General features: G+C 56.6%; 16 protein-coding genes, 1 tRNA gene and 1 pseudogene. 10 read left to right on the forward strand and 8 right to left on the reverse strand.

What is annotated here, in order from left to right; translation table 11 throughout:
- Positions 1-32: 32 nt before the first annotated feature.
- Genes HX805_RS20100 through HX805_RS20110 form a run of 3 tightly spaced genes read left to right on the forward strand, consistent with a single transcriptional unit; the run spans position 33 to position 2,877 of the window.
- Positions 33-1,694: a VWA domain-containing protein gene (locus HX805_RS20100; protein WP_177117237.1), complete on the forward strand. Its 1,662-nt coding sequence runs from the start codon at positions 33-35 to the stop codon at positions 1,692-1,694.
- Between the two features lie 26 nt (positions 1,695-1,720).
- Positions 1,721-2,281, forward strand: a complete 561-nt coding sequence (locus HX805_RS20105) for an RNA polymerase sigma factor (protein ID WP_003218160.1) — start codon at positions 1,721-1,723, stop codon at positions 2,279-2,281.
- Positions 2,278-2,877, forward strand: coding sequence for a hypothetical protein (locus HX805_RS20110; RefSeq protein ID WP_177117238.1), 600 nt, complete (start codon positions 2,278-2,280; stop codon positions 2,875-2,877). The genes HX805_RS20105 and HX805_RS20110 overlap by 4 nt, the downstream gene beginning before the upstream one ends.
- Positions 2,878-3,619: 742 nt before the next feature.
- On the opposite strand, the gene HX805_RS20115 is transcribed toward HX805_RS20110, so the two are convergent.
- The 6 genes and pseudogenes from HX805_RS20115 to HX805_RS20140 form a co-directional block, all read right to left on the reverse strand.
- Positions 3,620-4,207: an HNH endonuclease gene (locus tag HX805_RS20115; RefSeq protein ID WP_177117239.1), complete on the reverse strand. Its 588-nt coding sequence runs from the start codon at positions 4,205-4,207 to the stop codon at positions 3,620-3,622.
- Positions 4,194-5,564, reverse strand: coding sequence for an AAA family ATPase (locus HX805_RS20120; protein WP_256348241.1), 1,371 nt, complete (start codon positions 5,562-5,564; stop codon positions 4,194-4,196). Before HX805_RS20120 ends, HX805_RS20115 begins: the two co-directional genes overlap by 14 nt.
- Before the next feature lie 47 nt (positions 5,565-5,611).
- Positions 5,612-7,591, reverse strand: a complete 1,980-nt coding sequence (locus HX805_RS20125) for an AAA family ATPase (RefSeq protein WP_177117240.1) — start codon at positions 7,589-7,591, stop codon at positions 5,612-5,614.
- Between the two features lie 438 nt (positions 7,592-8,029).
- Positions 8,030-8,596, reverse strand: coding sequence for a hypothetical protein (locus HX805_RS20130; RefSeq protein WP_177117241.1), 567 nt, complete (start codon positions 8,594-8,596; stop codon positions 8,030-8,032).
- A 125-nt stretch (positions 8,597-8,721) separates the two neighbouring features.
- Positions 8,722-9,602: pseudogene (locus HX805_RS20135) on the reverse strand (tyrosine-type recombinase/integrase); the annotation flags it as partial.
- 168 nt (positions 9,603-9,770) lie between these two features.
- Positions 9,771-9,847: transfer RNA gene (locus HX805_RS20140), tRNA-Arg, on the reverse strand.
- Between the two features lie 395 nt (positions 9,848-10,242).
- Here HX805_RS20140 and gabD point away from each other — a divergent pair.
- The 3 genes from gabD to HX805_RS20155 all read left to right on the forward strand — a co-directional run bounded on the left by gabD (position 10,243) and on the right by HX805_RS20155 (position 14,491).
- Complete coding sequence (gene gabD / locus HX805_RS20145; RefSeq protein ID WP_177117242.1) at positions 10,243-11,685, forward strand: NADP-dependent succinate-semialdehyde dehydrogenase; 1,443 nt, start codon at positions 10,243-10,245, stop codon at positions 11,683-11,685.
- A gap of 182 nt (positions 11,686-11,867) precedes the next feature.
- Positions 11,868-13,145, forward strand: coding sequence for a 4-aminobutyrate--2-oxoglutarate transaminase (gene gabT, locus HX805_RS20150; protein ID WP_003218153.1), 1,278 nt, complete (start codon positions 11,868-11,870; stop codon positions 13,143-13,145).
- A gap of 137 nt (positions 13,146-13,282) precedes the next feature.
- Complete coding sequence (locus HX805_RS20155) at positions 13,283-14,491, forward strand: HDOD domain-containing protein (RefSeq protein ID WP_177117243.1); 1,209 nt, start codon at positions 13,283-13,285, stop codon at positions 14,489-14,491.
- A 120-nt stretch (positions 14,492-14,611) separates the two neighbouring features.
- On the opposite strand, the gene HX805_RS20160 is transcribed toward HX805_RS20155, so the two are convergent.
- Together HX805_RS20160 and desA are read right to left on the reverse strand one after the other, a co-directional pair.
- The gene (locus tag HX805_RS20160) at positions 14,612-15,610 is read right to left on the reverse strand and encodes a sensor domain-containing diguanylate cyclase (protein WP_177117244.1); all 999 of its coding nucleotides are present in this window, start codon (positions 15,608-15,610) and stop codon (positions 14,612-14,614) included.
- A 372-nt stretch (positions 15,611-15,982) separates the two neighbouring features.
- Positions 15,983-17,167, reverse strand: coding sequence for a delta-9 fatty acid desaturase DesA (gene desA / locus HX805_RS20165; RefSeq protein WP_087693634.1), 1,185 nt, complete (start codon positions 17,165-17,167; stop codon positions 15,983-15,985).
- Between the two features lie 166 nt (positions 17,168-17,333).
- Between desA and dibA the strand changes: the two genes are divergently transcribed.
- The 4 genes from dibA (at position 17,334) to cysT (ending at position 21,818) form a co-directional block, all read left to right on the forward strand.
- Entirely contained in the window at positions 17,334-19,244 is a 1,911-nt protein-coding gene (gene dibA, locus HX805_RS20170; protein ID WP_003218145.1) for a phosphodiesterase DibA, read from the forward strand.
- 322 nt (positions 19,245-19,566) lie between these two features.
- Positions 19,567-19,749: a sulfur starvation response protein OscA gene (oscA, locus tag HX805_RS20175; RefSeq protein ID WP_003170956.1), complete on the forward strand. Its 183-nt coding sequence runs from the start codon at positions 19,567-19,569 to the stop codon at positions 19,747-19,749.
- Positions 19,750-19,825: 76 nt separating this feature from the next.
- Positions 19,826-20,836 carry a sulfate ABC transporter substrate-binding protein gene (locus tag HX805_RS20180; RefSeq protein WP_003218143.1) on the forward strand — a complete coding sequence of 337 codons (1,011 nt, stop codon included), beginning with the start codon at positions 19,826-19,828 and terminating at the stop codon, positions 20,834-20,836.
- 163 nt (positions 20,837-20,999) lie between these two features.
- Positions 21,000-21,818 carry a sulfate ABC transporter permease subunit CysT gene (gene cysT / locus HX805_RS20185; protein WP_003218141.1) on the forward strand — a complete coding sequence of 273 codons (819 nt, stop codon included), beginning with the start codon at positions 21,000-21,002 and terminating at the stop codon, positions 21,816-21,818.
- Positions 21,819-21,823: the final 5 nt, after the last annotated feature.

Raw genomic sequence — 21,823 nt, forward strand, 5'->3', positions numbered from 1 at the left:
TGAACGGATCATTCATTCACGAGGTTCAGCCCATGTCCCGTCCTCTTCTGCTGTTACGCCCTGCCGCCCAAGGCTTCACCGTGACCCTGCTGGTGGCGCTTGCCGGGTGTGGGCTCTCTTCATCCCGTGACGTGGCCAAGCCCGCTGAGTCGGCGCCTGTCGTGGAGGTGCAAAGTGAGCCCGCCAGCGTCCAGGGGGCCATGGTCAAGCGGATGGTTGCGCCTGCACCGATGGCGTCGCGATTGGTCATGAACGACTCGATCGCCATGCAATACCAGACCGAGCCTCGGGAGCAATATCAGAACCTCCCGGACAACCCGATCCGCAGCGTTGCCGAAACACCGGTCTCCACCTTCAGCGTCGATGTCGACACCGGCAGCTATGCCAACGTACGACGCTTCCTCAATCAAGGCAGCCTGCCGCCCGAAGGTGCTGTGCGACTGGAGGAAATGGTCAATTATTTTCCCTACGACTACGCCCTGCCTACTGACGGCTCGCCCTTTGGCGTGACTACGGAAGTTGCACCGTCGCCGTGGAACCCTCACACCCGACTATTGCGCATCGGCATCAAGGCCTCGGACCGCGCCGTGGCAGACCTGGCTCCGGCTAACCTGGTGTTCCTTGTGGATGTGTCAGGCTCGATGAATCGCCGCGAAGGCCTGCCTCTGGTCAAGACCACCCTGAAATTGCTGGTGGACCAACTGCGGGACCAGGACCGCGTCTCGCTGGTGGTCTACGCCGGCGAATCGCGGGTGGTGCTCAAGCCCACCTCGGGCCGCGACAAAACCACGATCCGCAATGCCATCGACCAACTTACCGCCGGCGGCTCAACCGCAGGCGCGTCGGGGATCGAAATGGCCTACCAAATGGCCCGCGAAGGGTTTATCGACAAAGGCATCAACCGCATCCTGCTGGCCACCGACGGTGACTTCAACGTAGGCGTGAGCGACTTCGACAGCCTCAAGCAAATGGCGGTCGACCAGCGCAAAAGCGGCGTGTCCCTGACCACCCTCGGCTTCGGTGTGGATAACTACAACGAACACCTGATGGAACAACTGGCCGATGCCGGTGATGGCAACTACGCCTATATCGACAACCTGCGCGAAGCCCGCAAAGTGCTGGTGGACCAGCTCAGCTCAACCCTCGCCGTGGTGGCCCGGGATGTGAAACTGCAAGTGGAATTCAATCCGGCGCAGGTCAGTGAATACCGATTGCTGGGTTATGAAAACCGCGCCCTGAAGCGTGAGGATTTCAACAACGACAAGGTCGACGCCGGCGAAATCGGTGCAGGGCATACGGTGACCGCGTTGTATGAAATTGTCCCGAAGGGTGAACAGGGTTGGCTGGAGTCCCTGCGCTACGCATCGGCGGCCAAGGCTGACGGTAAAACTGATGAGTTGGCGATGTTGCGGGTACGCTACAAACCAGCGGAAGGCGGCAACAGCCGACTGATCGAACACCCGATCAGCAACCCGCAGAGCGGCAAACCCAGCGACGACCTGCGCTTCTCTGCCGCCGTGGCCGCCTTCGCCCAGCAACTCAAGGGTGATGGCCGCTACACTGGCAGCATGAGTTTCAAGGACACGGCCGCACTGGCCCGTTCCGCACGGGGCGACGACCCTTTTGGTTTGCGCGGCGAATTTGTGCAACTGGTCGAATTGGCCCAGAGCCTCCAGGCCCCGGCCAAACACTGATCCACCTCAAAGGAGTGCGCCACCTGATGGATTCACCCAGCGACGAAGCCCTGCTGTCCCGCTACCGCAGCGGCGACGGTGCAGCGTTCGAGGCCCTGTACGCGCGGCATCGACAGGGCCTGTACCGTTTTCTCGTGTCCTTGAGCAACAAGGCCGAACTGGCCGAGGAAGTGTTCCAGGACACCTGGCTCAGCCTGATCCGCAGCACCAGCGAGCCACAGGGGCGGGCGAGTTTTCGCACCTGGCTGTTCCAGATTGCCCGCAACCGCCTGATCGACCACTGGCGCAAGCACGGCATCCACAACCCGCTGCACGACAGCTACGATGAGCAGCTTCACGGCCAGCCCGACGACAGCGCCGGGCCTGAGCAACTGCTGAGCCTGAGTCGTGATCAGGCGCGCCTGGACAGCGCACTGCAAGACTTGCCCGAAGACCAGCGCGAAGTGTTCCTGCTGCGCCTGCATGGCGAGCTGGAAGTGCCACAAATCGCCGCGCTCACCGGCGCCCCACTGGAAACGGTAAAAAGCCGCTTGCGTTACGCCCAGCAGAAACTGCGCCGACTGCTGGCCGAGGAGGTACCCGCATGACTGACCCCCGACATACCCAGGACTCGAACGACGAGCTGCTGATCGAGCATTTCCGTCAACACACCAGCGGCGAGCCGCCGGCTTCCCTGGACGCCTTCATCCTGGCCACCGCCCACCGTGAAGCACCGGTGCGGCAACCCGGCCTGTGGCAGCGCTGGTTACAGGCCTGCCAACGGCCGCGCTGGCAGATGGCATTTGCCACCGTCGCGGGTGTGGCCCTGATGATTGGTTTGGTCACGCGCTCGCCGGTGCCGCAGCCGGAGTTATCCACAGGGACTTACGCGGCCGCCCCGCAGGAACAGGCCCGCCCGGCCCCGGCAGCCGCGCCGATGGCTCGATTCTCCGTGGCTCCGCAGGCTGACAGTGCGCCGCAGGTGCAGGCAGAAGTCGCGGGTTCGCTGGCGGATGAGCCGGTGGCGAAGATGAGCAAGCGCGCGGCTGTTGTGCTGCCGTCATTGGAGCAAGGGCTGCAGGAAATCCTGCGGTTGCGGCAGGCGGGAGAGGCCAAGGCGGCGGATGAGAAGCTGCTGGAGTTGCATAAGCGCTTTCCCAAGGAGGATCTGCCGGCGCGGTTGGAGGCGTTGAAAAATCCTTGAGGTGGAGGTCGCCAGCCGGTGGTTGACGAGAGACTTCCGGCCTTTATAATCATTCGCAACACGGCCCCTGTCGGTTGATGCGCTTCGGTGCAGCAATTGCTCAGGGGTTTTTTATTGCCTTGATTTTTTCGATTACCAATCGCGCTCCTGCCAGTGGTGATCCACTCCCATGCCCTCCAAATTCAGATCAAGGTGGGACAAGTCTGGAAAGTCATTCTCCAATAGTGCTTTCAGCCGTCGTCCCCAGCTTGATGACGGATTGATGACCTTCATCAAGTGGTGGGTGAGGCTTTAGATCGCTCAGTAACGATCATTCCGCGAGCTATCAATATCTCAAGTTGGTCCTGGTAGCTCTGCCAAGGCTTAGGGTAACCCTGGATCATTGGTGCATCACTTTAGGCATGTGCGAGTTCCTCCAGCTTGAAATCGATGCAAGCGCCCGCCCTTCGATGTGTGGCGTCACTCGGGCTTTCACTTTGCTGGTCGAGAAACTTATGGTCAGCCATAAAACTGTTACTTTATTTGCATCTTCTTCCTTATCTTGCGCCCACAAAAAAAACCCAGGCCTTTCGACCTGGGGCTTTTTCATCTGTATCTGGTGCCCCGGCGGGATTCGAATTTGATATATAAACCATTGAAAATAAAGGATTAATTAAAAATTACATTAAGTGGGGATACATATGGGGATACAGCAAGCGCTTTTCAGTCACGAGCGCCATTAGATACTCATTACGACGGATTTCTACCTTTGATGAAACCTCTCTGCCTCAGCCATTACTCTCAGATTGTTAAGGAGTTCTTCTGATATACCAAACTGTTGCGAAAAACGATTCAGATTACATACATATATTGTGTATCCTCCGGCCGGGCTAACTTCCAAATAGAAATGTCCTGCTTTTTTAATATTGTTTTCATAATCATCGAAGTGAGGATGATAGATACGATATTGGTCTATGTTGGTTGGATATTTCCTGCGAGGGTTTTTCTTCATAGCAGCATCTGCAAATGCCTCACGCTGACTTTTATATTCATTACAGTCGGGACATGCTACGCAAAGATTTTTAGGTTCAAACATGAATTGAGGGTAGTTAGATTTCGACACTATATGCTCAACATGCGCCCCCTGAGCTGACCTTGCCGTAACAGGATTTAAACAATATGCGCAATTGAGGCGCTGTTCTTTCCGATAGAAGTCTCTAACTTCGCGTCTGATCTCTTCAAGATCATCGTCTCCCCATCGTGTATGGCTGTATGCGGGTTCCTTTTTTATTTCCTTGATTTTTCTTTTATTAAGATCGCTAAAAACAACTGAGTTATTAATTGCTGGCATAGTAATAATACAGCTCGCGTACAGAGTCTATGAGTTGAATTGTTGGGTCGTGTGGACTTAGCTGAATTTGCATCTCTAATAATTTTTGTAGCTCTTCGTGTATTTCTGAGTCGACCTTTTTTCTGGTTCTAAGTTTTGCGATTAAATTGAAACTAACTCGTGAAATATATTCGTTCATTAAGCCCGGAGCGTCAAAAAGCTCCGCTAGTTGAAAGTCCGCAGACTTGTTGTTGAAGTAATTTGACTCGTAGAGTGCTTCCTTGCTGAACGAATAAATATACGAATCTGAAGTGTTCAGCCTAGAAATAACTTGAGGCGAGTGGGTGGCTATTATAAACTGGCAATGGTGGTATCCTTCGAATGCTGATGTTAATAGCCGCATAAACTCTTCCTGCCATCTTGGATGCAGGCTGATTTCTGGTTCGTCTATAAGAATAAGAGAGCCATTTTCTATATGTCCCGCAATTCCGAGCATCAGAACAATTAAACATTGTTCACCGGAACTTGCCTTTCTTAGGTTCAATTCTCCAAAACCTTCCTTGTGTAGTTGGAGATCTATCAGCCTCACCAAGCCTACATCCATTAGTATTTGGATGGAGTGTATTATGTGTGAGTGTGTCAGGTTACCATCTAGGAAACACTCATTTGTCATGAAGTCAACATCGAGCGATAGTGCTTTACGCTCGGTGAAGTAATCTGCAAGATTGCTCATTGCGTATTTGGCTGTTGACTTAATTTCTGTCGCTAGAGAGTTAAAGTTTTTAGCGTATCGTTCATCTAACATGAGCGTATCGGAAAGGTCATCCGATTCTATTCGAGCATAATGAACAGGTATATTTTTGGAGTCCCATTTCTCCGTATAGCGAAAGAATGCAGGCTTGAATATGAAGCTAATGCTTGGTAAGAAAGAAAGAGATTTAAAAGCATCAATTAGGTTGGCATTGTTTTGCTGGTTTAATAATTTGTTGAGTAAGCCTTTGGAGGCCGAAGAAATAAGGGAAACTGCGGATGAGGCAGAAAATAGTCCCTCGCCACGCATCCCAACATACCTGTAGTTGTTAGGGTTGGCATTTCTTTTGCCTCGAGGGGTTGGGAATTTATCGAATGGGCTAGTGGATACAGCAATAACTAATGGTGTTCGATCAATGCTGCAATTTGGGGATGCAGAGTCGTAAAGGTCATCGACATCGTAAATGTTGCGAGTTTGCGATTTTGCAATATTCGTTAATAGTCTGCTTTTGCCGAGGCCATTTTTCCCCACCAAGACCGTATATGTGTTTTTGTCAGAAAAAAGTTTATTTTCTGGCAGTAATTCAATTATTTTACCATCGTGCTCTATTTTAGATACGCGAAGCATCTGTATGTACCTACATAAAAGTTAAGGCATAGTTTCTTCGGTATAAGCTATAGAGATGGCCGCTTCGGCGTCTTTGTTATTTTCTTTCTGCGAACTAATGGCTTGGCGTTATCTGTCTTGGGAGATAGGAAGTCAGTGATACCCAACATCCACTCGGGCCTCTCTTTTGCATCTGCTAACTCGATGTATCGAAGAGCAAATTTTACCTTAAATTCGGCCATTTCGAACAAGTCATCTAATGCCTTTATTTCCATGCGGCGGAGATTCAGTGCGAATGAAGGTGGCATTTTCTCATCCTGAGATTTCAGCCCTTTTATCACTTGGTTTACTATAGTTGCATATGGTTCATCATCTTTAAAGCTTTCAAGAGCTTTAAGGAAGAACCGAGGAATCAACGTGTCCTCAATAACCGTGGCGGGATGAAAGTCATTATTGCCAGTGGTAATCAGCTCCGTTCGTTGTGTCTCTTCGTTGTTTTTAACTCTTCGAATCTGAATGGATTTTATTGAGTTTTTTGTATCGAATCTTTCATATTTTTTGTCAGTATCAAGCAGCATGAATACACTGCCATTTATATCATCTCGCGCATCTATTAATGCCAGCTCTATGTACGTATATATCTTTTTTAACGCAGGGCTGCCTCCTACCGCGACGATCAAATACCCTTCATCCTTTAAGTAATGGTCTAGATAAATTTTATCTGCAGATCCCTCGCATATTAACCATTTATAGTTGCTAGCAGTGATCGACGCGACGATAGACTGTACAAGGTCATTAGTGCCCTTTAGCTCAATTTCTGTTGGGAGCCTTCCGCCTGTGACTTGCTTAAGTTTTTTAACATCTTCTCTAAAGCATCGAAGATCTAATAATACTGGACCACCATCTGTTTTTGGACAGTAAACTGCTACGCCATTTGATACGATCGGCATGAATCCATACCAATGAGTGGTAACCAAAACCTGTACGCCGCTTTCCGCGACGTCTCGCAGTTTTTCAAATTGGCTAAAACAAGCTGAAACGTGTAGCGATAGCTCTGGCTCGTCAATTGCTAAAATAAGCTGCTGATTAGATGCATGGGCGGATGATGTGAGGAACGCTTGTGCGACATCTATAAGCGCCTGTCTTTTTTCTCCTGAACTTAAATCAGCAACTGGAACAGTATCCTTGCCTACTTTTTTGTTTAAAACTTTTGAGCCGAAATAAGAATCTATAATGGTTTCCGTGAAGTGTGTTAAGTTGACGAGGCTTTGTTTTAGTGCTGGTTTTCGATATTCATAGTTTATTAGCTTTTCAGAAAGACTATCTAAAAATTCGCTTAATTTTGTGTTAATGTCAGTGACAATGGTTTTGTCAATTAGATGGCGAACGATTTTGTCGATTTTCTGGCCTAGTAAAGCCTGCATAGTGCGACTTTCGAGTTTTGTATGTTCTTTGAAATCAAGCTCGGATGGGAGATAAATAAATTTATAATAATGTTGGATTAACTTTTGTAGCTCTAATACTGCATCAGAGAAAGTTGCATATTTTTCAAGTGCTGCATAATCTTTCAATGTCTCAAAAATAGAGAGATACAATGTCGGAGTAGCAGTTCTGCTTGTTTTTTGTATGCCAAATGGGAAAAGATAGTGCGTGTCTTCTTTGAATCCTAATTTTATTATTTCTTCACGCTGTTTGCAAAATAGCTCCGCATGGACTTTGCCGGAGGGGTTGAAGTCCGTAATTTTTGCTGTCCACGACATTCCGCTTAATTTGTTCAGTAGCCAGCCGTTAACAGGTTGTGGAAAGTTAGACTTTTCTATTAGGAAGATTGGGCAGATGAATGGCTCGCGCTCTTGAAAACCTTTGGATAGTGTGTGATTAAAATTCCACTCCGCACCATTAAAATAACTGTTTAATGCTTCTAGTACGGAGCTCTTCCCTGCGCCATTCTCTCCGACTAGAGCACTAAATTTCTTACCATTTGATAAGGCAATGTAATTTATCCCTTGATAGGTTTTGAAGTTTCTAGTTAGCAAACTAAATATCATCATGCGTCCCTGCAAAGTAGGCTTTCTTAGGATTGCTCAAGCCTTCCTGAGCATGGTCTCTATGGTGGCAATATGGCCTCATATAACTATGCGATGTCAAGTCTGCACTTGAGTGCTCCCGGGTGCAGGGTTTTGAAGGGGATTTGCAATAGCCTGAACAAGCATGAAGCATTGATCCTTACTGGTTGGAGGTCGTTAGAAGGTTTGCAGAAATACCGACCTATTTAGCCCGCAGGTGTGGTGGGGGGACAACAGCGCGCGCCGGGGTGGAGGCTCGCCATCCAGCGCCGGGAGCTCGACCAGTGGGACCAGCCAGAAATTGGCTCTCTGCAGCTCACCTAGCGCCATGGCCAGCACTTCCATTGAGCTAGTGGGGAATCTCATCGAAAACGAAAAAGCCGCCCTATGGCGGCTTGCACGCTGTGTGTGGGATCGAATTCAGGACGTTTGCGTTTGAGTGTGTTGCTCAATCATTGCATTCAACTCCGAACGGCGGCGCGCTCGATAGATCGGGCTCTTCAACTCTTTCTCGCCGGTGGTGAAATCGTCACGCGGAACGATAGAAAGCGCCTGCCACACGGCATTGTCATCGACGCATAACGCAGCACTGGCTCGATCAATAAAACCGAACAAGGCTTCTCCTAGGCGTCGTGCTTCCTCGCGGCTGACGGCCTTTTTTTCGTCGCTAAACGTCGCCTCTTGATAGAACGCATCCTTCTCTATATCCCGTTGGATGATGAGCTTTTTGCGCTGTAATGCTTTAAGAAACGCTTCTGCTTCGGGCAGTGCGAAAAGAGCGGTCGCAGAGGTGGTGAGGCAATGATCGCCATAGAGCGCAAACGCCGTCTCGCGACTACTCAGATAGCGCTCACGGGCTTCATAGGTATCTATCTGGCACAACTCCATTGCCGGTTGCAGTTCGCCGGCCAGGCAGGCGTACTCCAATGCCAATTCGCGGCTGTCCAGTTCCTGGCGCTTGAAGTTGCGAATATCTTTGTTCAGCACGCCATCGCTTTCCCGGAAAAGCTTCCGCCAGGTAGCTCCATCTAGCATCGTTTGCTGTTCGGCCGCGCCGGCCGTTTTGCGGTGTTTTTCTTCTCGCGCTCTCAAGCCTTCAAAGCGCTCGCGTATAGACAGGTAACCGCCTGCTTTGACAGAGGTACTAGATGGTCGCGGCGCTTTTTCATGCGGGCAGCCGGAATGCTCCAAAGTGCGTTTTCAAGGTCAAACTCCGACCAAGGCGCCTCACGTAGCTCGCTTGGCCGCACGCCGGTCAGCGTCAATAGGTGCAGGCCAAGGCGCAGATCTAAAGCGTGAGGATATGTGCGGATGGCGCGGAGCAGTTCAGGAAGCTCTTTCGCCGTGACGTGGGCGTAGTTCTCGGCTGGCTTGGATTGCAGGAAACGACTAAGGCCTTCCAGCGGATTGTGAATGGCTCTGCCTGTCACTCTCGCCAGATCGTAGATTTCCTTGCAGGAGCGGCGAACGCGGCTCATTTGTTCAAGGATTCCCTTTCGCTCAAGTGTTTGTAGAAAGTCCATCCATTGCTTGGGCGTTATCTCTGCATACGGTCTTTTGCCGAAAACGGGGAAGACGTGGAGCTGTAGAGCGCCGACTGTGCGTTTTGCGGTGCTGGCTTCCCAGCCAGGGCTGCGAATTTCGATCCACTCGCGAGCCAGGATCTCGAACGTGTTTGTTGCCGCTTCGAGTTCAGCCGCCTTGCGGGCTTTGCGTGCAGCGATAGGGTCGCCGCCGTTGGCTATTTCCTTGCGGTACTCGGCGGCCTTTTTCCTGGCCAGCGCACCACTGACCTCCGGGTAGCCGCCTAAGCCAAGCCAGCTCCACTTGCCCGCTTGGTTTTAGTATCGAAGTTGCCAGGATTTCTGGCCATCCGGTTAACGCGCAGATAGAGGCCGCTGCCGTCGAGCTCGCGATATTCCCTGGTCTCGGGTTCGATGCTTGCTAGCGCGGTGTCACTGAGCGGCCTGCGTTTGATTTCTGACCGTTTCACGCTCGTGTATCCCCTCGGTTCTAGATATGGCCAAGGATACACCGAGGGATACACACAGCTGAAGTATGAGGGGAGATGACTATAGACAAGCAGAAACAACAAAGCCCGCACAGGGCGGGCTTTGCGGGGCGTTTCGTAGTCATCAGGAGACAACCAGAAACATCATTTTGGTGCACCCGGCGGGATTCGAACCCACGACCCCTGCCTTCGGAGGGCAGTACTCTATCCAGCTGAGCTACGGATGCTTGTGCGGGCGACATCATACCCATGTCGACCTTGGGCGTCCATGCCGCTTTTCGCCCGGCCACCGGTAGGAATACGCGCCGCTGACGCCCTGTGCCGGGCATCTCGGCGCAATACGGTGGAACTCGCCCGAAACACGCTGATCAGAAAAATCGAGCAAATGCGCCGTTTTCGTTCTTTTTTTCGAACAGACTATTGCCCTGCACCCCCATTGATCCTAGGATTCGTTTGAGATTTCAAACGCTCCTGCCTGGGTGCTGAACCGCACATTTGTCCTTTCGTGCGCTATTTACGTGCTTGCGCCCAGTGAATGATTTCCCTGACGGCAGCCCTCAAGGCGCCTTTCAACAACTCTAATTCGCTCCGCGCGTGCGCGGTGCTGTTAAGGAAAGCCGACATGCAGCTCAAAGACACCCAGTTGTTCCGCCAGCAAGCCTTTATTGATGGCGCTTGGGTCGATGCGGACAACGGTCAAACGATCAAGGTCAACAACCCCGCTACCGGCGAAATCCTCGGTACCGTGCCAAAAATGGGCGCCGCCGAAACCCGTCGTGCCATTGAAGCAGCTGACAAGGCCCTGCCGGCCTGGCGTGCACTCACCGCCAAGGACCGCGCCAACAAGCTGCGCCGCTGGTTCGAGCTGATCATCGAGAACCAGGATGACCTGGCCCGCCTGATGACCCTGGAGCAAGGCAAGCCGCTGGCCGAAGCCAAGGGCGAAATCGTTTACGCCGCCTCGTTCATCGAGTGGTTCGCCGAAGAAGCCAAGCGCGTCTACGGTGATGTGATTCCCGGCCACCAGCCGGACAAGCGCCTGATCGTGATCAAGCAACCAATCGGCGTTACCGCTGCCATCACGCCGTGGAACTTCCCGGCCGCGATGATCACCCGTAAAGCCGGCCCGGCCCTGGCTGCCGGTTGCACCATGGTGCTCAAGCCTGCGTCGCAAACCCCATTCTCCGCGTTCGCCCTGGCTGAACTGGCCCAGCGTGCCGGGATTCCGAAAGGCGTGTTCAGCGTGGTCTCCGGCAGCGCCGGCGATATCGGCAGCGAGCTGACCAGCAACCCGATCGTGCGTAAGTTGTCCTTCACCGGCTCCACCGAAATCGGTCGCCAGCTGATGGCCGAATGCGCCAAGGACATCAAGAAGGTTTCCCTGGAACTGGGCGGCAACGCGCCGTTCATCGTGTTCGACGACGCAGACCTGGATAAGGCCGTCGAAGGCGCGATCATTTCCAAGTACCGCAACAACGGCCAGACCTGCGTCTGCGCCAACCGCCTGTACATCCAGGATTCGGTGTACGACGCGTTCGCCGAGAAACTGAAACTGGCGGTGGCCAAGCTGAAGATCGGCAACGGTCTGGAAGAAGGCACCACCACCGGCCCGCTGATCGACGAGAAGGCGGTGGCCAAGGTGCAGGAGCACATCGCTGACGCCCTGAGCAAAGGCGCGACCCTGTTGGCTGGCGGCAAGGTGATGGAAGGCAACTTCTTCGAGCCGACCATCCTGGTCAACGTGCCGAAAGATGCTGCCGTGGCCAAGGAAGAAACCTTCGGCCCACTGGCGCCGCTGTTCCGCTTCAAAGACGAAGCCGAAGTGATCGCGATGTCCAACGACACCGAGTTCGGCCTGGCTTCCTACTTCTATGCCCGCGACCTGGGCCGTGTGTTCCGTGTGGCTGAAGCCCTGGAATACGGCATGGTCGGCGTCAACACCGGGTTGATCTCCAACGAAGTGGCGCCGTTCGGCGGCATCAAGGCTTCGGGCCTGGGCCGTGAAGGCTCCAAGTACGGGATCGAGGATTACCTGGAAATCAAATACCTCTGCCTGGGCATCTAAGCCCGGCAAGGCATTGTTGCAAACGCAAAGGGCACGAGAGCGCTGTCCCTTTGCGTGTTTCACCCCGTTATTCGTAGTGGCCGGGAAAGCTGTGGCAGTCGATCATCGCATGCTGCCGTAGTTGCCTCCCCGCCACGTATTCCTTGGACCACGCCACCCGATGAGTGGCGAATGAGGACTTTATGAGCAAGACCAACGCATCCCTGATGAAACGCCGCGAAGCCGCTGTACCACGCGGTGTTGGCCAGATTCACCCGATCTTCGCCGAGTCGGCGAAGAACGCCACCGTGACCGACGTTGAAGGTCGCGAGTTCATCGACTTCGCCGGCGGTATCGCCGTGCTGAACACCGGCCACGTGCACCCGAAAATCATCGCCGCCGTGACCGAACAGTTGAACAAGCTGACTCACACCTGCTTCCAGGTACTGGCCTACGAGCCGTACGTTGAGCTGTGCGAAAAAGTTAACGCCAAGGTCCCGGGTGATTTCGCCAAGAAAACCCTGCTGGTCACCACCGGTTCCGAAGCGGTAGAGAACGCCGTGAAGATCGCCCGTGCCGCCACTGGCCGTGCCGGCGTGATCGCGTTCACCGGCGCCTACCACGGTCGCACCATGATGACCCTGGGCCTCACCGGCAAAGTGGTGCCGTACTCGGCCGGCATGGGCCTGATGCCAGGCGGCGTGTTCCGCGCGCTGTTCCCGAACGAGCTGCACGGTGTGAGCGATGACGACTCCATCGCCAGCATCGAACGCATCTTCAAGAACGATGCCGAGCCGCGTGATATCGCTGCGATCATCATCGAGCCGGTGCAGGGCGAAGGCGGTTTCTACGTCGCGCCTAAATCCTTCATGAAGCGCCTGCGCGAACTGTGCGACAAGCACGGCATCCTGCTGATCGCCGACGAAGTGCAAACCGGTGCCGGCCGTACCGGTACTTTCTTCGCCATGGAACAGATGGGCGTTGCCGCCGACCTGACCACCTTCGCCAAATCCATCGCAGGCGGCTTCCCGCTGGCCGGTGTATGCGGCAAGGCTGAATACATGGACGCCATTGCGCCAGGTGGCCTGGGCGGCACTTACGCTGGCAGCCCGATCGCTTGCGCCGCGGCCCTGGCCGTGATGGAAGTGTTCGAAGAAGAGCACCTGCTGGACCGCTGCAAGGCTGTGGGCGAGCGCCTGGTGACCGGTCTGAAAGCTATCCAGGCCAAGTACCCGGTGATCGGCGAAGTGCGTGCCCTGGGCGCGATGATTGCGGTCGAGCTGTTCGAAGATGGCGACAGCCACAAGCCGAACGCCGCTGCTGTCGCTTCCGTGGTGGCCAAGGCGCGTGACAAGGGCTTGATCCTGCTGTCCTGCGGCACCTACGGCAACGTGTTGCGCGTGCTGGTTCCGCTGACTTCGCCGGACGAGCAGTTGGACAAAGGCCTGGCGATCATCGAAGAGTGCTTCTCCGAGCTGTGATCAAAAGTTGACCTGATCGACAAAAAACCCGCTTAGGCGGGTTTTTTTGTGCCCGATGAACGGTATTCAGCCGTTGTTCATTGTACGCAGGCGGCTCCTTTGTCTAAGGTGCTGGTATTGCCGATGGAGCGTGCTGGATGACTGCTGTTGATTTACCGGCTGTACCCCGTGTGTTGATTGCCGAGGCCGACCCTTGGTCCCGAGATCTGCTCAAGCAGGTGTTGCTGAATGTGCGCTGTGACGCACGGCTGGATGTGTGTGCCGATGGCCAGCGGGCCACCGAGTTGCTGCGTGACAAACCCTATGACCTGATCATTGCCGATTGGGAGCTGCCCGGCGTCGATGGCCTGAGCCTGCTGCGCAGCGTGCGCCTGCAACGGCGTACGCCGCTGTTGCCGTTTATCCTGCTGAGTACCCGCAACGACAGCGCCAGTGTGCGCGAAGCTTTGCCCCTGGCACCGACCGCGTACCTGACCAAACCCCTGAACATGGAAAGCCTGACCCAGCGCCTGCAGGACTTGCTGCTGAACGAAGGTGAGACGGTGTATTGCGAAGTCCCGGCCCTGGCGCCGGGCATGACCTTGCCGGTGTTTCTGGAGCGGCGCCGGGAAGCCTCAGACGGTGCGCCGCTGCGGGTCGACGTGCAGGCTGCGGTGCAACATAGCCTGGAGCCGGAGGGCCTGGACCTCAAGCGCCTGGAGGAGCAGGTGCGCATGGACCCGCAGATTACTGCCGTGTTGATCGCCGCCGCCAACAGCGCCAGCCATCACGGTTCGCCGGTGCAGACCCTGGGCATGGCCCTGCACAAGCTGGCGGCGGGGCAGAGCATGAACCTGATCCTGGGACTGGCCCTCAAGCACAACGTGGTACTGAGCGACCCGAGCCTTGTGGATTACGCCGAGCGTCATTGGCAGCTGTCCCAGCGCACCGCCGACTACGCCCGCAGCCTGGCGCGCATGCTCGACCTGGATCACGAGCGCTGCTACAGCGCCGGCATCCTCCATCGCCTTGGCGACCTGGCCTTGCTGCGGTGCCTGCAAGACTGGCTGCTGGGCGGTGGCGAATTGGATGACGAAGCGATTGGCGAGTCCCTCTACACCTTCGGTGCGGCCTATGGCTCGGCACTGCGCACCCGCTGGCGCCTGCCGCTGGAGTTGCGCCAGTTGATCGCGGCGATATATTCGCTGGAAGGCGGGGTGTATTCCCGGGAGGCGCTGGTGGTGAACCTGGCGGCGCAGCTGGCGCGGCTGACCGAGCATGAAGGCGTCGAGGCATTGGCGAAAGGCAAGACGGCACGCTTGCTCAAGGTGGGTTTGCCGGAATTGACGCGTATGCGCAAAACCTAGCAGGCGATGCGTGCCAGTGTGGGAGCTGGCTTGCCTGCGATAGCATCATCCCGGTACAACCGACACACCGAGGTGCCTGCATCGCGGGCAAGCCCGGCTCCCACAGGTCATCGTGTAGCGTCAGCCGGTGAGCACGCGGTTTTTGCCCTGGCGCTTGGCCTCGTACATGGCCGCGTCAGCGCGGGCAAACAGGCTGTCCACGTTGGCGTCCTCGGCGGTCAGGCTGGCCAGGCCCTGGCTGACGGTGACCGCAAAGCTCTCACCGTCGTGGCTGAAGCTCAGCTGCGCAATCTCGCGCCCCAGGCGTTCGGCCACCTGCATTGCCATCTCCGGGGCACAACCGGGCAGTATGGCGGCGAACTCTTCGCCGCCAATGCGCCCGAACAGGTCGCCACGGCGCAGAACTCCCCGACCGCTCTCGGCGATACGCTGCAACACCTGATCGCCTTCCAGGTGGCCGTAGGTGTCGTTCACCACCTTGAAGTCATCGATGTCCAGCAACAGAAACGCCAGGGGCGTGCCTTGCAGGCAGGCGCGTTCAAACTCGTGGTGGGCGCACTCGAAGAAATGCCGGCGGTTGCTGCTGCGGGTCAGCACATCGGTGGTGGCCAGGCGGTGCAGCTCCAGCTCCAGCTGCTTCTTTTCAGTGATGTCTTCGGCTATGCCTACCACGATCACCGGCTGGCCGGGCTCGGCCTGCTGGTTGATGTAACACTTGTCGCTGAGCCAGCGGATCTGCCCGTCGGCGGTGATGATGCGGTACTCGCGGTCTTCCACGGCGCCGCTGTGCAGCACCTGGGCCAGGCTGTGCTCGGCGTAGTCGAGGTCTTCGGGGTGGATGCTGTTGCGCCATTCCCGATAGTCGGTCAACAACATGCCCGCCGTACGTCCGAAAACCCGCTCATAGGCCGGGCTGACGTACAGCACGCGGCGAGTGTCCCACTCGATTGCCCAGAGCACGGCATTCACACTGACCAACAGCGAACTCAGCAGTTGCTCGCGTTCACTCAGCCGTTCCACTTCGCCCTGGGCATGCATCAGGGCCAGCAACGTAGCGGCGGCTGCCGGTCGTGGGTGTTCGAGGACGGGGGTGTCGGTGAAGGTCTGTTCGGGGACCATCGGCACAACTCTCTCTGGGCAGGCCGCGGGGTTGGGCAGCGGTCACAACAAGGGCCGCCGGGATGGCGAAGTGTTGATTGAGAGGGGGAATTTGCTGCGAAGTTCCGTTATCAGCGCCGATTAGAGGCGACCAAGAACTGGCGCCAGAAACATGTAGGAGCGAGTTTGTTGGGGGGAGGGGCTTGCTGTGGGGAAGGAGTTGCGGTGGGGAGGGGCTGCTATGGGGAAGGAGCTTGTTGTGGCGAGGGAGCTTGCTCCCGCTGGGCTGCGTAGCGGCCCCAAAATCTTGGGAGCGCTGCGCACTCCAGCGGGAGCAAGCTCCCTCGCCACAGAAGCTCCCTTGCCACAAAAAATCGGCTCGCTACAGCCGTATCAGGCCGCGGCAGGCCGCAGCGAATAGGTCTTCAGCTGATGGGCAAAGTCCCGCAGGGATTGAATCCCGCTGGCCTCGGCCTCGTGCACCCATTCCTTGATCGCCGCCAGCATGTCGTGGCCGTTGGTGCTGGTTTTCAGCCAGATCTGTTGCAGCGCCAGGCGCTTCTCGTAGATCACTTTCAGGGCCTGGCTGTGCTCCAGCATGCTCTGGATGCGCACGTGGTGGCGGTCATCCAGCAGGCTGGTCTCCCGCGACAGCAGGCGCTTGGCGCGATGGAATTGGTGGCGCACCGAGTGATCGACCTTTTCCAGTTCCTGCTTGACCAGCGGGCCAATCACCAACTTGCGGTACTGGGCCATGATCTGGAAGCGGTTGTTGAGGATCGCCATCGCGGTATCCATGTCCAGGCTGCCCTTGCCTTCGACCCGGTGGGCGATCGGCGCGACCCGTTGCACCTTGGCCAGGCGCAGGAAGCTGAACACTTTGATCCAGGCCCAGCCCAGGTCGAATTCCCACTTCTTCACCGACAGCTTGGCGGAGTTGGGGTAGGTGTGGTGGTTGTTATGCAGCTCTTCGCCACCCACGATGATGCCCCAGGGAATCAGGTTGGTCGCCGCGTCGCGGCATTCGAAGTTGCGGTAGCCGATGGCATGACCCAGGCCGTTGATTACGCCGGCAGCCCAGAACGGGATCCACATCATCTGGATGGCCCAGATGGTGATGCCGATGGTGCCGAACAGCAGTAGGTCGATCACGCCCATGATCGCCACGCCCAGCAGCGGGTACGGGGTGTAGAGCTTGCGCTCGATCCAGTCTTCCGGGCAGTTCTTGCCGTAGATACGCAGGGTCTCGGGGTTCTCGGCTTCGGCGCGATACAGCTCGGCACCTTTGCGCAGCACGGTGGACAGGCCCTTGATCACCGGGCTGTGGGGATCGTCGACGGTTTCGCACTTGGCGTGGTGTTTGCGGTGGATAGCGGTCCACTCGCGGGTGTTCTGCGCCGTGGTGAGCCACAGCCAGAAGCGGAAGAAGTGTTTCAGGCCAGCATTGAGCTCCAGGGAGCGGTGGGCTGAATAGCGGTGCAGATAGACCGTGACCCCGACAATGGTCACGTGGGTCATCAACAGAGTGACTGCCACCAGTTGCCAGGCCGACAAGTCAAGAAAACCGTTGTACCACATAGGCTGTATGGCCCTCAGATAAAGAAAAAACCAGCTTGCGCATTATCACTAAGCCTACAGATAAAACCAGCCGCCCTTTCAGATAGGAGTGACTGGATGTTTCTTATTCTATAATCCGTAACCTTTGTAGGGCGAATCTGGTTTTTTAGTAAGGATTACTGAACATATGCTGTTTTCATACCGAGGTGCCCTGCGTGCCGGGCTGATGTACCTGCTGGTTTCGATTGTGTGGATTCAGCTCAGCCATCAGGTATTGATCAACTTTATCGATGAACCCGTGGAGCTGGGCCACTGGCTTCAGATACGCGGTTACCTGTGGGTCAGCCTCAGTGCCCTGGCGATCTACCTGCTTTGCGCGCACTTTGCCCGGGCGAACCTGATCCAGCAGCCACTGAAGGAAAACCGCGAGCGCCTGCGCCAGGCCGCCGCCGTGTTCGATTGCACCCGCGAAGGGGTGCTGGTCACCGATGCCCTGGGGCTGATTGTTCACGTCAACCGGGCCTTTATCGAAATCACCGGCTACCAGTGCGAAGACGTGCTGGGGCACCAGCCGAGCCTGTTCAAGTCCGGGCGCCACTCGGCCAGTTTCTACCAGGCGATGTTCGAGACGCTGGAACGTGACGGTGAATGGAGCGGTGAAATCTGGAACCGCCGTAAAAGCGGCGAAATCTATCCACAGTGGCAGACCATCCGGGTGATCCGTGATGAGCAGGGCCATATCAGCCACTACGTCGCGGTGTTCTCCGATATCAGCGCCATCAAGCACTCCGAGAGCGAGTTGGCGCACCTGGCCCATCACGACCCGCTGACCGACCTGCCCAACCGCCTGCTGTTCACCGATCGTGCCGAACAGGCCCTGGCCTCCGCGCAGATCCATAAACGTGGCTGCGCCTTGCTGCTGCTCGACCTCGACCATTTCAAGATCATCAACGACAGCCTCGGCCATAACGTCGGCGACCAGTTGCTCAAGGCCGTCGGCGAGCGCCTGCAAGGCCTGTTCGGCCCCGGCGTGACCCTGGCGCGCCTGGGCGGCGACGAGTTCGCGGTGCTGGCGGAAAGTTGTCCACAGGTGGGCCAGGCCGCCGCCCTGGCGCAACGTATTCTCGACGCGATGAAAGAACCGGTCATCTTCGACGGCCATCAACTGTTTATCAGCGTGAGCATCGGGATCAGCCTGTTCCCCAGCGACGCGCTGAGCGCCGAGCAACTGCTGCGCAACGCCGACTCCGCGTTGTTCAAGGCCAAGAGCGCCGGCCGCGAAGGCTATGCCTTGTACACCGAAGAGCTTACCGCCCACGCCCAGCACCGCGTGGAAATGGCCGGTGAACTGCGCCGCGCGCTGGATCAGCAGGAGCTGCGGGTTTACTACCAGCCAGTGCACGACCTGCAAGACAGCCGAATGATCGGCGTCGAAGCCCTGGTGCGCTGGCAGCACCCGGAGCGCGGGCTGGTGCCGCCGGGGGAATTCATCCCGATTGCCGAGCGCACCGGACTGATTGCCGACATCGACGCCTGGGTCATGGACCAGGCCTGCCGCCAGATGTGCCAATGGCTGGCAGACGGCGCACCGCTGACGTTTCTCGCGGTGAATGTGTCCAGCCGCCTGTTTGCCCGGCGTGAGCTGTATGAGCAAGTAGCCAAGGTGCTGCACGACACGGGGCTGGATCCGGCGCTTTTAGAGCTGGAAGTCACCGAAAGCGCGGTGATGGAAGACCCGGAAGTCGCCCTTGAGCAAATGCATCGCCTGCGTGAGCTCGGCTTGCGCCTGGCCATCGACGACTTTGGCACCGGTTATTCATCGCTGCTGCGGCTCAAGCGCTTGCCGGTGCAGAAGCTCAAGATCGACCAGGGTTTTGTCGCCGGGTTGCCATGGGATGAAGACGATGCGGCGATTGTGCGGGTAGTGATCGCGTTGGCGCAGAGCATGGGCATGCAGGTGCATGCCGAGGGCATCGAGCAGGTTGAGCAGGCGCGGTTTCTATTGGAACAGCGCTGTGACCTGGGCCAGGGGTACTGGTTTGGTCGGCCGATGCCGGCCAGTGAGCTGGATTGGGCGAGGGCGCCGACCATTCGTTAACCACCGCCTGTCCTGATTTCAAACAGGGCCAAAATGTGGGAGCGGGCTTGCTCGCGAAGGCGGTGGGTCAGTCAGCAAATCTGTCACTGACCCACCGCCTTCGCGAGCAAGCCCGCTCCCACATTTGGATCTCCACACGGCTTTATTTCACGGGTCGTCCCGCAAAACCCCTCGCAACCCCTCGTTCCACCAGAAAATTCTTTCTGGTTATATAAACATTCTTAAATAGTATTTTTAAGAATATCCGCGCTTATCTACTATCGCCCTCACGCCGCAAGCAGTGCCGCCACTGCGAGGCACTTCTCATTTCAGGAGCACGACCATGAGCGCATCTCTACGTAGCGTTGACGGCCAGGACGAAGCAGCCATTTTGCGCGAGATCCAGAGCGCCCTGCGCGATCTGCGGTTTGGCGCGGTGGAAATCACTGTGCACAACGCCCAGGTAGTACAAATCGAACGCAAAGAGAAATTCCGTTTGCAGAACCCGGGCAACAAACCGAGCTGAGCAACTCCGGCGATTCGATTGCAAGACCCGCAACTATAAGAAAAAAGCCAACACCCAAGAATTTCAGGAGCCTTCTATGTCGTCGATTCGCCGTTATGCCCTGGCAGCACTGGCCAGTGCCGTGTTTGCCGGTTCCGCTGTTGCCAAGGATTACGAACTGCTCAACGTGTCTTACGACCCCACCCGCGAGCTCTACCAGGACTACAACGCTGAATTCACCAGCTTCTGGAAGCAGTCGCACCCGGGTGACAACGTCAAGATCCAGCAATCCCACGGTGGTTCGGGCAAGCAGGGCCGCGCGGTAATCGACGGCCTGCGCGCCGACGTCGTGACCCTGGCCCTGGCCGGCGACATCGACGAAATCGCAAAACTGGGCAAGACCCTGCCGGAAAACTGGCAAACCCGCCTGCCGGACGCCAGCACCCCGTACACCTCGACCATCGTGTTCCTGGTACGCAAGGGCAACCCTAAAGGCATCAAGGATTGGGGCGACCTGATCAAGAAAGACGTGTCGGTGATCACCCCGAACCCGAAAACCTCCGGCGGCGCCCGCTGGAACTTCCTCGCCGCCTGGGCCTACGGCCTGAAAGCCGGTGGCAGCGAAGCCAAGGCCCAGGAATACGTGAAAGAGCTGTTCAAGCACGTGCCGATCCTCGACACCGGCGCGCGCGGTTCGACCATCACCTTCGTCAACAACGGTCAGGGTGACGTGTTGCTGGCCTGGGAAAACGAAGCCTTCCTGGCCCTGAAGGAAGACGGCGGCGCCGACAAGTTCGACATCGTTGTACCTTCGCTGTCGATCCTCGCCGAGCCGCCAGTGGCCGTGGTCGACAAGAACGCTGAGAAAAAGGGCAATACCGAGATCGCCACCGAGTACCTCAAGCACCTGTACAGCCCGGCTGGCCAGGAGATTGCGGCGAAGAACTTCTACCGCCCACGCGATGAGAAAGTCGCCGCCAAATACGCCCAGCAGTTCCCGAAACTGGACCTGGTGACTATCGACAAAGACTTCGGCGGCTGGAAAACTGCCCAACCGAAATTCTTCAATGACGGTGGCGTGTTCGACCAGATCTACTCGGCGCAGTAAGCAAAATCAAACTGTAGGAGCCAGCTTTCTGTGGGAGCCGGGCTTGCCCGCGATAGCATCACCTCGGTGTAACTGATACACCGAGGTGCCGGCATCGCAGGCAAGCCAGCTCCCACAGAAGCTCGCTCCTACAGTGGTATCTACCCGCTAACCAAGGACTCTTATGTCGCGTCGTATCTCCCCCGTCATACCCGGCTTCGGGCTGACGCTGGGCTACACCGTGGTGTACCTCAGCCTGATCGTACTCATCCCCCTTGCGGCGATGTTTGTACATGCCGCTCAACTCACCTGGGATCAGTTCTGGAACATCATCTCCGCACCGCGTGTGCTGGCGGCGTTGAAACTGAGCTTCGGCACTGCGTTGTATGCCGCGATCATCAACGGCGTGATCGGTACCCTGCTGGCATGGGTACTGGTGCGCTACACCTTCCCCGGGCGCAAGATCATCGATGCGATGATCGACTTGCCGTTCGCCCTGCCCACCGCCGTCGCCGGTATTGCACTCACCGCGCTGTACACGCCCACTGGCCTGGTAGGCCAGTTCGCCGCCGACCTGGGCTTCAAGATCGCCTACACCCCCCTGGGCATCACTCTCGCGCTGACCTTCGTCACGCTGCCATTCGTGGTGCGTACCGTGCAGCCGGTGTTGGCCGATATCCCCCGGGAAATCGAAGAAGCCGCCGCCTGTCTCGGCGCCAAGCCCCTGCAAGTGTTCCGCTACATCCTGGTACCGGCGCTGCTGCCTGCCTGGTTGACCGGCTTCGCCTTGGCGTTTGCACGAGGTGTCGGTGAGTACGGTTCGGTGATCTTCATCGCCGGCAACATGCCGATGAAAACCGAGATCCTGCCGCTGCTGATCATGGTCAAGCTCGACCAATACGACTACCACGGCGCCACGTCCATCGGTGTGCTGATGCTGGTGGTTTCCTTTGTCCTGCTGCTGCTGATCAACTTGCTGCAGCGGCGCATCGAACACCCATAAGGAGG

It is taken from the genome of Pseudomonas sp. G5001 (assembly GCF_013385475.1).
GTDB lineage: Bacteria > Pseudomonadota > Gammaproteobacteria > Pseudomonadales > Pseudomonadaceae > Aquipseudomonas.